Raw genomic sequence first — 14,834 nt, 5'->3', positions numbered from 1 at the left:
GGCACCTCCGCCCCGCGCCCGCCGGCTTAGTGATCGAGATAGATATAGTTTTCCCAGCTCTTCATGCGGATCAGGATCTTCCTGATCAGCGACAGCTCTTTCAGGTGATCCGAGTAGACCGCCGCCTCAAGAGTGGCCCCCTGCGGCAGCGCGTATTCGGCAAATCGCGGATCGGTGACCTTCAGCACCACCAGCGCCCGGCCGTGGGTATTGAGCGCATCCGTGGTCAGCAGTTTGCCCTGCCCCTGAAACTGACTCTCGCCAATCGCCGGCAGTACGTCGGCCACTTCTCCGCGAAAGACGGTGCCCGGGATAGCCGGAAACATCAGCTCCGCGGGCTCGCCTTTGCGCAGACGCTGCAGGGCGTTCTGGCGAAATGCCGCGACGTACTCCCGCGAGGCGGCGCCCTCCACCGGCACAAAGGTCATCAGCGGGATCATCCCCAGCGCAGTGGACATGGTGCCCGGCCGTAAGCCGACGGTACTGACATAGCCATCCTCCGGGGCGCGGACGACGGTGTTCTCCAGCTGAAACTGCGCCTTCTGCAGCTGCGCCAGCAGGGAGGCCACGGTGGTATTTTTGCCCTTCACCACCGAGTCCAGCGCGTTGCGCGCCTGCACCACCTTCGCCTGAGCCGCGCTGACGCTGGCTTCATCGGCTTTCCACGTCTGCAGACGGGTATCAACCATTTGATCGGAGAAGGCGCCCTGGGCATGACCCTCCCGAAAGCGGGCATACTCTCGCCGCGACTGGTCGCGCTGGGCCACCGCTCTGCTCAGCTCGGCCTGCGCCTGGCTTAACGCCGCGTTTAAGGAGAGCGCATCCTGACTGGCCGCTTTTATCTGCGCCTGCAGATCGTCCACTTTCGCCTGGAACGGCGTCGGGTCGAGGGTAAACAACACATCGCCCTTATGCAGCATCTGGTTAGGCTTCACCGGTACGCTCTGCACCCGACCGCGCACCTGCGACACAATCGGCACGGTGCGGAACACCTGATTACCGACGTCGGTATACGGGAAGTTGTAGTTCATCCCGAAGATCACCGCGCCAATCAGGGCGATACCGCCGAGCACCGCCGTCGGCACGGTCCACTTATTGAGCGGGATGCGGAAGACTTTAAACACCACGATGCACAGCGCGGCGTAGGTCAGCAACATTAACGTTTCCATTAGTTTGCCTCCTTCGTTTTGAGCGCATCCACCTCGCGCTGGACCTGTTCCAGCTGCTGGACTACCGTTTCCAGACGCTGATGCAGCGCCAGCTGGTCATCGGCGATGCGGCGCATCCCCCACCCGCGGTCTTCGCGCCACAGCGTCGCCCAGATCCACAACAAAGGCCACAGGGCGTGTAGGGTAAATAAGCTGACCCAGCCGGCATAATGGATCGCATCCTGATGAGGATGGCGCCGCTCTTTAGCGATTTCATAAGGAATATCGTGAATAACAATCACGCCATAAAAAAGTATTAAGGCCACGGAGATCAGAATGGCCAGCGCAACATAATCCAGGGTCATAAAATAACTCCAGAGTGAAAGATTAACTAAATAAAACAGCCAGATTCAGACGTAACGGGGCCGGGGAAAAAGCGCGCTTAGCGCTTTCCCTGGCGGTGATAGCAACGTGATGGCGTGAATCTGCCGAATCGGGTTCAGAATTTCTCAGGAATATGACGGTCGATGGAGATCAGCTTGCCTTTTTTCACCGTGATATATCCCCCCTCGCGCAGCGCGGCCAGCACCTGGTACACATAGCTGCGCGAGAGATTGGTTCGTTTAATAATAAATGCCGACAGGCTTTCATGCTGACCACCATCAATTTCGCTGCGATATAAATAGCGCGACAGCATCGATTTAATGGTCTGAAAACTGGTCTGGCTGCCGCGTTCATAGTGGGCATCAAGGGCAAATATGCCCATATAGGCCAGGATCGTGGTCAGCTCTTGCATATAGCCCGGCGACGAATGAAAGAATATTCGCTCAAAATCGCTGGCGGTTATTTTCGCCAGCTGGCACTCGCCCAGACACTGATAATAGAGCGCGACCGACGGACAATAATGTTCCAGTAATCCTAACGGCATATGCGCGATAACAATGCCGATCAGGTTCTGCTCATCACCAAAGGCCAACGTCATTTGCCCCTGCAGCAGAAAGTAGAGATAGCCCGGCTGCGGAATAAAGCCCTGGTCTTTGCCCAAACTCAGCGTTTCACTGCAGGCGATCACCGCCGGCAGATGCGTGGTCAGCGTCAGCTTCTGGTACCGATCGTAAATATCGCCAAAACTGGGGTTCATCGCGCTGCGCACTCCTTTACCTTTGGCCACCGCGGCGGGGCTAACCGCGACCTGTTGAACTATACCTAAGCGGGTGGGGAAGGAAAAGTCCAGATCTGGAGTGGCGAAATATTTCGCCTGGGTCACATTTTTTACCCTCACCTCCCTGTTTCGTGACCCGATCGTTCCGCTTACCGGTGGGCTATGCTTTAATTAGCTAAACCGGTTTAACATAGTTTAGCTAAGAGGAATTTGTCGAATGAATGGAAAAATCTGGGTACTCGGCGATGCGGTCGTCGATCTCCTGCCCGATGGAGAGGGCCGCCTGCTGCAATGCCCTGGCGGTGCGCCAGCCAACGTCGCGGTCGGCGTGGCGCGGCTCGGCGGCGACAGCGGCTTTATTGGCCGCGTCGGCGACGATCCCTTCGGCCGCTTTATGCGTCACACCCTGGCGCAGGAGAAGGTCGATGTGAATTATATGCACCTCGACGCCGCGCAGCGCACCTCCACGGTGGTGGTCGATCTCGATCAGCACGGGGAGCGCACCTTTACCTTTATGGTCCGTCCGAGCGCCGACCTGTTCCTTCAGCCCGAGGATCTCCCGCCGTTTGCCGCCGGCCAGTGGCTGCACGTCTGCTCCATCGCTCTCAGCGCCGAGCCGAGCCGCAGCACGGCATTCGCGGCAATGGAGGCGATAAAACGCGCCGGGGGCTATGTCAGCTTCGACCCCAATATCCGCAGCGACCTGTGGCAGGATCCGCAGGACCTGCGTGACTGTCTCGACCGGGCGCTGGCCCTCGCCGACGCCATAAAACTCTCGGAAGAGGAGCTGACCTTTATCAGCGGCAGCGACGACATCGTCAGCGGCATCGCCCGGCTGAACGCCCGCTTCCAGCCGACGCTGCTGCTGGTGACCCAGGGCAAAGCGGGGGTCCAGGCCGCCCTGCGCGGGCAGGTTAGCCACTTCCCCGCTCGCCCGGTGGTGGCCGTTGATACCACTGGCGCCGGCGATGCCTTTGTCGCCGGGCTGCTCGCCGGCCTCGCCGCTCACGGTATCCCTGACAACCTCGCCGCGCTGGCTTCCGACCTTACGCTGGCGCAAACCTGCGGCGCGCTGGCCACCACCGCCAAAGGCGCCATGACCGCCCTGCCCTACAGGGACGATCTTCAGCGCTCGCTGTGATCCCGTTGGGCCGGCGTAACGGCCCACTTTGCTGGCGACATCACAATTCTTAAACCGGTTTAGCAATTTTTATTTTCACCGCGTTACTGACATGTTTACCATATTAACTAAACCGGTTTAGCAAAAGTTAGCACACTCACTGATTTTCACCTTTGGATGTCAACAGCATGTATAAAAAACGGAAGTTAGCCATTCTTATTGCTTTGCTAACCGGCACCGCCGCCGCCCATGGGCAGACAGACCTGAACAGCATTGAAGCGCGTCTCGCCGCCCTGGAAAAACGCCTGCAGGACGCCGAAACCCGCGCCAGCACTGCCGAAAGCCGTGCCGCCTCGGCGGAGCAGAAAGTTCAGCAGTTAACCCAGCAGCAGCAGCAAACCCAGGTCACCACCCAGCAGGTGGCCAAGCGCACCACTCAGCTGGAAGAAAAAGCCGAACGGCCTGGCGGCTTTGAGTTCCACGGCTATGCCCGTTCCGGCGTGATCATGAACGACTCGGCCGCCAGCACCAAATCCGGCGCTTATATGACCCCCGCCGGGGAGACCGGTGGCGCCATTGGTCGTCTGGGCAACCAGGCCGACACCTATGTGGAAATGAACCTCGAACATAAACAGACGCTGGACAACGGGGCGACCACCCGTTTCAAAGTGATGGTGGCCGACGGGCAGACCACCTATAACGACTGGACGGCAAGCAGCAGCGACCTGAACGTGCGCCAGGCGTTTGTCGAGCTGGGCAACCTGCCCACCTTCGAAGGCCCGTTCAAAGGCTCGACCCTGTGGGCTGGGAAACGCTTTGACCGTGACAACTTCGACATCCACTGGATTGACTCGGATGTGGTGTTCCTCGCCGGGACCGGCGGCGGGATCTACGACGTGAAATGGAACGACAGCCTGCGCAGCAACTTCTCGTTATACGGCCGCAACTTTGGCGATATCGCTGACAGCAGCAACAGCGTGCAGAACTATATCGTCAGCATGAATAACTTTGTCGGCCCGGTGCAGATGATGGTCAGCGGGATGCGGGCGAAAGATAATGACGAACGCCAGGACACGAACGGCAATCTGGTGAAAGGCGATGCCGCTAACACCGGGGTCCATGCTCTGCTGGGCCTGCACAATGAGAGCTTCTATGGCCTGCGCGACGGGACCAGCAAAACGGCCCTGCTGTATGGCCACGGGCTGGGCGCCGAGGTTAAAGGCATCGGCTCCGACGGTGCGCTGCGCCCGGGGGCCAATACCTGGCGCTTCGCCAGCTACGGCACGACGCCGCTGAGCGATCGCTGGTTTATTGCCCCGGCCGTGCTGGCGCAGAGCAGTAAAGATCGTTATGTCGATGGCGACAGCTATCAGTGGGCCACTCTCAACCTGCGTCTGATTCAGGAAGTGACGCAGAACTTCGCCCTGGCCTGGGAGGGCAGCTATCAGTACATGGATCTGCAGCCTGAAGGCTACAACGATCGCCACGCGGTGAACGGCAGCTTCTACAAGCTGACCTTCGCCCCAACCTTTAAGGTGGGCAGCATCGGCGACTTCTTCTCGCGTCCGGAGATCCGCTTCTATACATCGTGGATGGACTGGAGCAAAAAACTGGATAACTACGCCAACGATGATGCATTAGGCAGCAACGGGTTCAAATCGGGCGGCGAATGGTCGTTCGGTATGCAAATGGAGACCTGGTTCTGACGGTAACCCGGACGACAGGGTAAGTAACACATAAATATAAGGTTCGCGGTGCCTGCCACGGCCGGCACCGCCCACGCCATATCATCATGCATTCAGAGGGTACTATGGATTTTGATCAGATTTCCCGCTCACTGCTTCCCCTGTTGGGCGGCAAGGAAAATATCGCCAGCGCCGCGCACTGCGCCACCCGCCTGCGGCTGGTGTTGGTCGACGACGCGCTCGCCGACCAACAGGCCATAGGCAAAATCGACGGGGTGAAAGGCTGCTTTCGCAATGCCGGACAGATGCAGATCATCTTCGGTACCGGGGTGGTCAATAAAGTCTATGCCGCCTTTATCCAGGCCGCAGGCATCAGCGAATCAAGCAAATCCGAAGCCGCCGACCTGGCCGCGAAAAAGCTGAACCCGTTCCAGCGCATCGCCCGCCTGCTGTCCAACATTTTCGTACCGATCATTCCCGCCATCGTCGCCTCCGGCCTGCTGATGGGCCTGCTGGGGATGGTGAAAACCTACGGCTGGGTCGACCCGAGCAACGCTATCTATATCATGCTGGATATGTGCAGCTCGGCGGCGTTTATCATTCTGCCGATCCTGATCGGCTTTACCGCCGCCCGCGAATTTGGCGGTAACCCTTATCTGGGCGCGACCCTCGGCGGGATCCTGACCCACCCGGCGCTGACCAACGCCTGGGGCGTCGCCGCCGGCTTCCATACCATGAATTTCTTCGGTATCGAAGTGGCGATGATCGGCTACCAGGGCACCGTTTTCCCGGTGCTGCTGGCGGTGTGGTTTATGAGCATTGTCGAAAAACAGCTGCGCCGCGTTATCCCTGACGCGCTGGACCTGATCCTCACCCCGTTCCTGACGGTAATTATTTCCGGCTTTATCGCTCTGCTGCTGATCGGCCCGGCCGGTCGTGCGCTCGGCGACGGCATTTCGTTTATCCTCAGCACGCTTATCAGCCACGCCGGCTGGCTGGCGGGACTGCTGTTCGGCGGCCTCTACTCGGTGATCGTCATTACCGGTATCCATCACAGCTTCCACGCCATTGAGGCCGGACTGCTGGGCAACCCGTCGATTGGCGTCAACTTCCTGCTGCCGATCTGGGCGATGGCCAACGTCGCTCAGGGCGGCGCCTGCTTTGCGGTGTGGTTTAAAACCAAAGATGCCAAAATCAAAGCCATCTCCCTGCCGTCGGCGTTTTCGGCGATGCTGGGGATCACGGAAGCGGCAATCTTCGGGATTAACCTGCGCTTTGTGAAGCCGTTCATCGCTGCGCTGGTGGGCGGTGCTGCCGGCGGCGCCTGGGTGGTGTCGATGCACGTCTACATGACCGCGGTGGGCCTGACGGCGATCCCGGGGATGGCCATCGTGCAGGCCACTTCGCTGCTGAACTACATTATCGGTATGGCGATCGCCTTCGCCGTGGCCTTCATGCTTTCTCTGACGCTGAAATACAAAACGGACGCTGAATAATGTCATTACCGTCACGCCTGCCTGCGATCCTGCAGGCCGTTATGCAGGGCCAGCCGCAGGCGCTGGCCGACAGCCATTATCCGCAATGGCATCTGGCGCCGGTCAGCGGACTGCTGAACGATCCCAACGGCTTTTGCCAGGTCGCCGGGCGTTACCACCTGTTTTATCAGTGGAACCCGCTCGCCTGCGACCATACCTATAAGTGCTGGGGACACTGGAGTTCAGCCGATCTGCTGCACTGGCGGCATGAACCTATCGCTCTGATGCCGGACGAAGAGTATGACCGCAACGGCTGCTACTCCGGCAGCGCGGTCAAGTTCGAGGGCGCCCTGACGCTGTGCTACACCGGCAACGTGAAATTCCCCGACGGCGGGCGCACCGCCTGGCAGTGCCTGGCGACAGAGAATGCCGATGGCACCTTCCGCAAGCTGGGGCCGGTGCTGCCGCTCCCTGACGGTTACACCGGTCACGTGCGCGACCCCAAGGTGTGGCAGCAGGACGGGCGCTGGTACATGGTCCTCGGCGCGCAGGATTTGCAACAGCACGGTAAAGTGCTGCTGTTTACCGCCAGCGATCTGCGGGAGTGGCGCCTGGTGGGCGAGATCGCCGGACATGGCGTTAACGGTCTGGCGAACGGCGGCTATATGTGGGAGTGCCCGGATCTCTTTCCGCTGGCGGATACCCACCTGCTGATCTGCTGCCCGCAGGGGCTGGCCCGCGAAGCGCAGCGCTTTCTCAATACCTATCCGGCGGTGTGGATGGCAGGCCGCTTCGACGCCGAACGCGGCACCTTCGACCACGGCCCGCTGCACGAGCTGGACAGCGGGTTTGAGTTCTACGCGCCGCAGACCATGCTGGCCGAGGATGGCCGCCGCCTGCTGGTCGGCTGGATGGGCGTCCCGGACGGGGAAGAGATGCATCAACCCACCCGCGCACAGGGATGGATCCACCAGATGACCTGCGTGCGCGAGCTGGAGTGGCAGGCGGGTACTCTGTATCAGCGCCCGCTGCGCGAGCTGGCCGCTCTGCGCGAGGAAGCCCAGGGCTGGCGCGGGCAGACCCTGCCCCTCGCCCCGATGGAGCTGGCCTTTGACATCGCCCCCAACAGTACGCTGGGGCTGGACTTTGCCGGCGCCCTGCAGCTCACCGTCAACCGCGACGGCCTGCGTCTGTCGCGCCGCGGGCTGCAGACGGCCGAGATGCATCACCGCTACTGGCGCGGCGAAGCGCGGCGCCTGCGGATCTTTATCGACCGCTCCAGCGTGGAAATTTTCATCAACGATGGCGAAGGGGTGATGAGCAGCCGCTTCTTCCCGGGCTATCCGGGGCAGTTAATCTTCAGCGGTGCGACGCCGGTGGCATTCTGCCGCTGGCTGCTGCGGCCATGCATGGTAGTATAAGCGTTTTGCTTTCAGGCTCCTGAGTGGTGATGAAAACCAAACGCGTAACTATCAAAGATATCGCCGAACTGGCGGGCGTCTCCAAAGCGACCGCCAGTCTGGTGCTCAACGGCCGTGGCAAAGAGCTGCGCGTGGCGCAAGAGACGCGCGAGCGCGTGCTGGCGATCGCCCGCGAGCAGCACTATCAGCCCAGCATTCATGCGCGCTCGCTGCGCGATAACCGCAGCCATACCATTGGCCTGGTGGTACCGGAGATCACCAACTACGGGTTTGCCGTTTTCTCCCATGAGCTTGAGACGCTCTGCCGGGAAGCCGGCGTGCAGCTGCTTATCTCCTGCACCGACGAAAACCCCGGTCAGGAGAGCGTGGTGGTCAATAATATGATTGCCCGCCAGGTCGACGGTCTGATCGTCGCCTCGTGCATGCACAGCGATGCCGACTACCTGAAGCTCAGCGAACAGCTGCCGGTGGTGCTGTTTGACCGCTCCCCCAGCGACAGCGCCCTGCCGCTGGTGATGACCGACTCGGTGACCCCAACCGCCGAGCTGATCTCCCGCATTGCGCCTCAGCATGCGGACGAATTCTGGTTTCTGGGCGGCCAGCCGCGGCTGTCGCCGTCGCGCGACCGACTGGCGGGGTTCACGCAAGGCCTGACCCAGGCGGGGGTCACGCTGCGCCCTGAGTGGGTGATCAACGGCAACTATCACCCCAGCTCCGGCTATGAGATGTTCGCGGCGCTCTGCGCGCGGCTGGGACGTCCGCCGAAGGCCTTGTTTACTGCGGCCTGCGGACTGCTCGAAGGGGTACTGCGCTACATGAGCCAGCATCATCTGCTGGACTCCAATATTCATCTCGCCAGCTTCGACGATCACTACCTGTATGATTCGCTTTCCCTGCGCATTGATACCGTGCAGCAGGATAATCGCCAGCTGGCCTGGCACTGCTACGATCTGCTCAGCCAGCTGATCGACGGCCAGGCGCCGGAGCCGCTCCAGCGCTACCTGCCCGCCACCCTGCAGTTTCGCCATCCCTGACGGCGCCGTCGGCAATTAGCGTTTTCGCCGGGCGTGCGCTGCCTGCCTCACCGCCAGCAGCGCACCGGCAAACAGCATGCCCAGGCCGATCGTCACCGGCCAGCGGTAAGCCATCAGTAACGAGGGCAATCCGCCGTCCGGCGCCAGCACCACCAGATTCCAGCCCGTTAGCCCCGCCTCGCCGTTCAGCGCGCGGGTTAACATCCGCTGGTGCGGGGCGAAAGGCTGGATAGTCTGGTAGTGGCTGCCGAATAGCGGCGGTTGCATCTCCCCGGGGAACTGCGCCTGCACCTGGGCCAGTACGCTGGTCGGCAGCGCATGCGATGCCGCCAGCAGATGCCCGTCACCATTCACCAGCAGCAGTTGATAATGCCGCTGCCGGGCCAGGGTATGGAGTTCGGCGCGCATCGCCGCCAACGGCCAGGCGGCTTCCCGCTGCGGCGCCGGCGTGTTCATTCGCCGCTCAAGGCGCTCCGCGACCCACTGCGCATCCTCCTCCAGCTGGCGGGTCTGCATCTCCCGGTAAACCTCTCTGGCCGGCCAATTCACGCCCCGACTGAGCGCCAGGATCGCCAGGCCGGCGAGCAGCGTGACAATAATGCCCCTGCTTGCCGGTCGCCAGAGCGGCGAGGATGTGACGACGGATGGTGTATTCATACGACTCCAGAAACAAGAGGCCACGCGTGGGCCTCTGACGAATGGACAACGGAAGTGGCAAAACTGTACAGGATGAGCCGGGCGGGCAAAACAGACAGGCCGCGCCTGGCGGGGAGTATTTTGTTTATTTCTGGACAGGACGGGCGGCAACGACATCCTTCGCCATTGCCGCCCGTTGATAAGATTAGTGTTTTTTCCGGTTGCGACGCATGTCGATGGTCACCGCCGCGACGATAATGATGCCTTTAATAATATCCTGCACATAGGCATCGACGCCGACAAAGGTAAAACCGCTTTTGATCAGGCCAAGGATCATCGCGCCAATCAGGGTGCCGGTAATACGCCCCACCCCGCCCATCAGGCTGCTGCCGCCAATCACCGCCGCGGCAATCGCGTCCAGTTCGTAAGACATCCCCATGCTCGACTGGCCGCTGCTGACGCGCGCCGCCAGCACCACCCCCGCCAGCCCGGAGAGCGCCCCGGCGATGGTGTAGACAATCACCAGATACTTATTCACGTTAATGCCGGACACTTTGGCCGAGGTCATGTTGCCACCGATGGCATACACATATTTGCCATAACGGGTATGCTTCAGCGCAATGTGAAACACGGCGGCGATCACGAAGAAGATAATCACCGGCATCGCCCCCTGACCTATCGCCGTAAAGCTGTCGGAGAGGAAGCTAATCGGGTTGCCCTGGGTGTAATACTGCGCCAGACCGCGCGCCGAAACCATCATCCCGAGGGTGGCGATAAACGGCGGAATACCGGTCCGCGTCACCAGAAAACCGTTGGTCAGCCCGCACAGCAGGCCGACGCCGATCCCCGCGCAAATGGGGATCACCGCCGGCAGGTTGACCAGCGCCGGGAACATTGGCGACAGGCTGTCGGAGGTTTGCGCCAGGCTCGCCGCCACCACCGCCGCAAGGGCGATAACCGAGCCGGAGGAGAGGTCAATCCCGGTGGTGATGATCACCTGGGTGACGCCGACGGCGATGATGCCGATAATCGCCACCTGCAGCACAATCAGCACCAGGCGGTTGGTATTGAGCAGAAACGACTGGTCACGAACATACCAGCCGGCAATTTCAAAGGTCAGGGCAATCACCAGCATCACCACAAAGATGCCGGTATCTTTCGGCATTTTATGCCGCAAATTAGCGAAGAAGGAGGAACCCTCGCTGGCCGGAGCCGCCGTTAATTTCATATTACTCATTCTCTGTGCCTCAATGGGATGCCAACGACAAAATGGTTTCCTGGTCGGCTTCGTCTTTTTCCAGGATGCCGGTGATACGGCCTTCATGCATCACCATGACCCGATCACTCATACCAAGGATTTCCGGCAGCTCAGAGGAGACCATAATGACCGCCACCCCCCGATTCGCCAGTTCACTGATCAGATGATAAATCTCCGCCTTCGCCCCGACGTCGATACCGCGGGTCGGCTCATCGAGAATTAAGATTTTCGGTTGCGCTAACAGCCAGCGCGCAATCAGGACTTTTTGCTGATTCCCCCCGCTGAGGTTATTAATAATTTGATCCATCGTCGGCGTTTTAATATTGAGCCGGCGAATTTGCTCCATGCAGTCTTCGGCCATTTTCACGTGCTGGACAAAACCGCTCTTGCCGATATATTCCGGCATTTTGACGATGCTCATATTTTCCAGCACCGACAGCACCAGGAACAGGCCCGACTTTTTGCGGTCTTCGGTTAATAACGCCATCCCCTTTTCAATCGCCACGGAGGGGGACTCAATGGTCACCGGCGCCCCGTCGATCAGCACTTCGCCGCTGTCGAAGCGCTCCATACCGAACAGGCTTTCCATCACCTCGCTGCGCCCGGCGCCCACCAGCCCGGCCACGCCAAGGATTTCGCCCCGGCGTACGCTAAAGCTGACGTCATGGAATACGCCCTGGCGCGTCAGGTTGCGCACCGTCAGTACCTCTTCGCCGATGGTGTTATTAAATTTCGGGAACAGCTGGGTTAATTCGCGGCCCACCATCTGGGTGATCAGCGACTGGCGGGTAAATTCGGTGGTGTTTTTGCTCCCCACCCAGGTACCATCGCGAAAGACGCTGATCTCATCGGTGATGGCAAAGATCTCATCCATTTTATGGCTGATATAGATGATCGCTTTGCCCTGGGCGCGCAGGTCACGGATGATGGTGAACAGGTGAGCCACCTCGCCTTCGGTCAGCGCCGAGGTGGGCTCATCCATGATCACAATATCCGCGTTCCACGAGACCGCTTTGGCAATCTCCACCATCTGCTGAGCGGCGATACTCAGGTCGCCCACCAGCCGGTCGGCGGTTAAGCGGATATTGAGCTTATCCAGCAGCGCCTGGGTCTGGCGGGTCAGCTGGCCGTGGTCGACAAAGCCGTACTTCATCGGCTCGCGCCCCAGCCAGATATTCTCCGCCACCGTCATATGCGGCACCAGATTGAGCTCCTGGTGGATCATCGAGATCCCCGAGCGCAACGCATCCATGGTGTCGGTAAACTCCACCGGCTCCCCTTTCACGCGAATCGATCCTTTATCGGGGCGATAGATACCGATCAGGCACTTCATCAGCGTGGATTTGCCGGCGCCGTTCTCGCCCATCAGGGCATGCACCGTTCCCGGACGCACGCGCAATGAGACATTATCGAGCGCCTTCACGCCGGGGAAGAACTTACTGATACCTTCGGCTTCAAGTGCAAAAGCGTTCATACATCCACCTCCGTACCACGGGTTGGCCAGAACTATTTCTGATTACGGTTAGTAAATTCAGCCATGTTCTCTTTGGTGATCAGCTGATACGGCACGTCGATGATTTTTTCTACTTTCTCGCCATTCGCCAGCTTGATGGCCGCGTCGACTGCGCCTTCACCCTGGCCTTTCGCATCCTGGAAGATGGTGGCGATCATTTTGCCGCTCTTCAGCATCTGCAGCGCATCCGGGGTGCCATCCACGCCAGCGATGAGAATATGGTTCGGGTTTTTGCCCAGTGCCTGCAGGGCGCCGATCGCCATTTCATCGTTGTTGGAGGCGATGGCCTGGATATCCTCACCGCTGGTCATCCAGTTGCTGACCACGTCCACGGCGTCATTGCGGGTAAATTTCGCGGTCTGCTTCTGGACGATTTTGATGTTCGGGTATTTCGCCACCACCTCTTCCACCCCTTTGGTACGGTCGCGGGTAGATTCATTCGCCAGGTCGCCGAGCAGGATCGCCACATTACCCTTACCGTTCATCGCTTTCGCCAGCGCTTCCATCTGCAGACGGCCAGCAAGGATAGAGTCCGACCCCACATAGGCCATCTTGTCGGTCAGATCCGCCTGCGGGCGACGGTTCACAAACACCAGCGGGATCCCGGCTTTGGTGGCCTGATCCATGATCGGTTTCACCGCATTGGTATCGACCGGGTTGACGATAATGGCGTCCACCCCCTGGCCGATAAAGTTTTGCACCTGCTGCAGCTGCTGGGAGACATCCCCTTTTGCGTCCTCGATCTGCGATTTAACCCCATCTTTTTTCATCTCTTTTTGCATCGAGGTCCGCAGGATCGTCAGGAAGTTATCGTCAAACAGCGCCATGGAGACGCCAATAGAGACGTCTTTTGCCATAACCACCGCAGGCAGCATGCAGGCTAACAAAGAGGCAACAATCGTTTTCTTAATATTCATAGTTGATCCTTGATTTTGTAGGTACGCCGGTGAATGAAACAAAATGAAAAATTAATTTCAGTTACGTTGCGGCAAATGTCTGCTGCGATGTCGACGGCACTGCGGATCCTCTCGCACTCCCTCGTGATCTAAATCACAAATAACGGCTGTTTTATCATCACTTTTTTGAAACGTCAGTCCATTTACACCGCAACCTGGATTTCAGACCATTTATTTCATTAACAAGACATTTGAAACTTTTATAAGTAAATAACTGAAACGAAAATTTTAAAACTATGCAGTAACAGAATTTTGACAGACATCTAACATTGCCGCATAAATGAGCGAAAAATGAGAGGCAGACAACGCTTTGAAGCGATCGCTTCCCCGCCAGGCGGGTATTTACCCGCCAGGGATAGTCATGCGGTCAGGAGGGGATACGCCGACCGACTCAGTCGACGTTTTCGGCGCTGTAGAGGATAAAGTCGACTTTACCGTCGGCATAGGTTTGCGGCTGGTAGCCGGACTCCAGATGGTGCAGCATCAGGTCGATCGCCAGCTGGGCGTGCTGACGGGTGTTCTGATCGAGCGTTAACGCCAGACTCCCCTTCGCCAGCTGCTGCCGGGTGGTGTTGTAACGCTCATGGGTGATCCAGCAGACGTCGCCTTCGCGGCGGTGGCGGGCCAGCGCCTCGGCAATCTGGGTATTGCCAAGCCCGGTGTTATAGATCCCAACAATATTCCGGCTGCGGCACAGGGCCTGTTCCAGCAGGCGGGTGATCTGCTCCCGCCGCTCCTCACCCGCCAGCACGTCGCTGAGCTGCAGGTGGGGAAAGCGCTGGCTCAGCACCTCGCGAAACCCCTGAATGCGCAGGCGATGCGCGCTGTAATCTTGCCGGCCGCTGACCATCAGCACCTCGCCGGGCCGCGGCGTCATCCTCCCCAGCATTAACCCCGCCGTGCGGCCAGCCTGCAGCTGATTGATCCCCACGTGGCAGAGTCGGTCGGCGCCGGGCAGGTCCGTCGCTAGGGTGATCGCCGGGACGCCCGCCTCCCGGCAGCGGCGCAGCGCGTCGTGCACTGCGGGATGGTCATTGCCGAAGACGATGATCCCCTGACGCTGCTGGCAGCTGCGCACAATGCGCCGGGCCAGCGTCGTCGGCTGCGACTCCGGGACAAAGGTGCGGTGCAGGGTCAGACGGCGATAGCCGAGGCTATCCGCCACGGCGGCAAAATCCTGCGCCAGCTGGGGAAAGAAGAACGAGTCATTGCTGCTGAGAAAGACCTCAACCTGCCAGGGAAAGCGGTGCTCCTCCGGCAGGATCCGCTTCAGCCCCGCCTCGCGCGCCGCCTGCAGCACTTTGCGGGTGGTCTGCGGCGATACGCCGCCGCGTTCGTTCAGCACCCGGTCAACGGTGGCCACGCCGACGCCAATCTGTCTGGCCAGCATCGCCAGTGAAATGTTTTTCATCGCCCCTCTCTTCAT

The 14,834-nt window shown here is 59.7% G+C and carries 12 protein-coding genes and 1 pseudogene; 5 read left to right on the top strand and 8 right to left on the bottom strand.

From position 1 onward, the window contains the following. Positions 1 to 26: 26 nt before the first annotated feature. The 3 genes from CWM58_RS24075 to CWM58_RS24065 form a co-directional block, all read right to left on the bottom strand. Positions 27 to 1,169 (bottom strand): HlyD family secretion protein, encoded by a 1,143-nt coding sequence (locus CWM58_RS24075; RefSeq protein WP_100681970.1) that lies wholly within the window; start codon positions 1,167 to 1,169, stop codon positions 27 to 29. Next, positions 1,169 to 1,513: a DUF3302 domain-containing protein gene (locus CWM58_RS24070; RefSeq protein WP_100681969.1), complete on the bottom strand. Its 345-nt coding sequence runs from the start codon at positions 1,511 to 1,513 to the stop codon at positions 1,169 to 1,171. Before CWM58_RS24070 ends, CWM58_RS24075 begins: the two co-directional genes overlap by 1 nt. A gap of 134 nt (positions 1,514 to 1,647) precedes the next feature. Continuing rightward, positions 1,648 to 2,289: a helix-turn-helix domain-containing protein gene (locus tag CWM58_RS24065; protein ID WP_165785845.1), complete on the bottom strand. Its 642-nt coding sequence runs from the start codon at positions 2,287 to 2,289 to the stop codon at positions 1,648 to 1,650. A gap of 238 nt (positions 2,290 to 2,527) precedes the next feature. Between CWM58_RS24065 and CWM58_RS24060 the strand changes: the two genes are divergently transcribed. The 5 genes from CWM58_RS24060 to CWM58_RS24040 all read left to right on the top strand — a co-directional run bounded on the left by CWM58_RS24060 (position 2,528) and on the right by CWM58_RS24040 (position 9,045). Next, positions 2,528 to 3,451, top strand: coding sequence for an aminoimidazole riboside kinase (locus CWM58_RS24060; RefSeq protein ID WP_100681967.1), 924 nt, complete (start codon positions 2,528 to 2,530; stop codon positions 3,449 to 3,451). 167 nt (positions 3,452 to 3,618) lie between these two features. After that, entirely contained in the window at positions 3,619 to 5,136 is a 1,518-nt protein-coding gene (locus CWM58_RS24055) for a carbohydrate porin (protein ID WP_074386691.1), read from the top strand. Between the two features lie 104 nt (positions 5,137 to 5,240). Beyond that, positions 5,241 to 6,611: a sucrose-specific PTS transporter subunit IIBC gene (locus CWM58_RS24050; protein ID WP_100681966.1), complete on the top strand. Its 1,371-nt coding sequence runs from the start codon at positions 5,241 to 5,243 to the stop codon at positions 6,609 to 6,611. Continuing rightward, positions 6,611 to 8,011 (top strand): sucrose-6-phosphate hydrolase, encoded by a 1,401-nt coding sequence (locus CWM58_RS24045; protein ID WP_100681965.1) that lies wholly within the window; start codon positions 6,611 to 6,613, stop codon positions 8,009 to 8,011. Before CWM58_RS24050 ends, CWM58_RS24045 begins: the two co-directional genes overlap by 1 nt. Before the next feature lie 23 nt (positions 8,012 to 8,034). Then, positions 8,035 to 9,045: a LacI family DNA-binding transcriptional regulator gene (locus tag CWM58_RS24040; protein ID WP_162677900.1), complete on the top strand. Its 1,011-nt coding sequence runs from the start codon at positions 8,035 to 8,037 to the stop codon at positions 9,043 to 9,045. 47 nt (positions 9,046 to 9,092) lie between these two features. Here the strand turns inward: CWM58_RS24040 and CWM58_RS24035 are convergent. The 5 genes and pseudogenes from CWM58_RS24035 to CWM58_RS24015 all read right to left on the bottom strand — a co-directional run bounded on the left by CWM58_RS24035 (position 9,093) and on the right by CWM58_RS24015 (position 14,819). Then, positions 9,093 to 9,702 (bottom strand): annotated as a pseudogene (locus CWM58_RS24035) (hypothetical protein). Positions 9,703 to 9,886: 184 nt separating this feature from the next. Then, entirely contained in the window at positions 9,887 to 10,909 is a 1,023-nt protein-coding gene (locus CWM58_RS24030; RefSeq protein WP_004152946.1) for an ABC transporter permease, read from the bottom strand. Positions 10,910 to 10,928: 19 nt separating this feature from the next. Beyond that, positions 10,929 to 12,413, bottom strand: a complete 1,485-nt coding sequence (locus tag CWM58_RS24025; protein ID WP_061155464.1) for a sugar ABC transporter ATP-binding protein — start codon at positions 12,411 to 12,413, stop codon at positions 10,929 to 10,931. A 32-nt stretch (positions 12,414 to 12,445) separates the two neighbouring features. Then, complete coding sequence (locus CWM58_RS24020; RefSeq protein ID WP_060656283.1) at positions 12,446 to 13,369, bottom strand: sugar ABC transporter substrate-binding protein; 924 nt, start codon at positions 13,367 to 13,369, stop codon at positions 12,446 to 12,448. A 430-nt stretch (positions 13,370 to 13,799) separates the two neighbouring features. After that, on the bottom strand, positions 13,800 to 14,819 hold the full coding sequence (locus CWM58_RS24015; RefSeq protein WP_100681963.1) for a LacI family DNA-binding transcriptional regulator: 1,020 nt from the start codon (positions 14,817 to 14,819) through the stop codon (positions 13,800 to 13,802). Positions 14,820 to 14,834 lie beyond the last annotated feature (15 nt).

The organism is Klebsiella sp. H-Nf2 (assembly GCF_002806645.1).
In the GTDB taxonomy this organism is placed as follows: domain Bacteria; phylum Pseudomonadota; class Gammaproteobacteria; order Enterobacterales; family Enterobacteriaceae; genus Klebsiella; species Klebsiella variicola.
The sequence above is the reverse complement of the archived record's forward strand: the minus strand, read 5'-3'. Positions and strand labels throughout refer to the sequence as shown.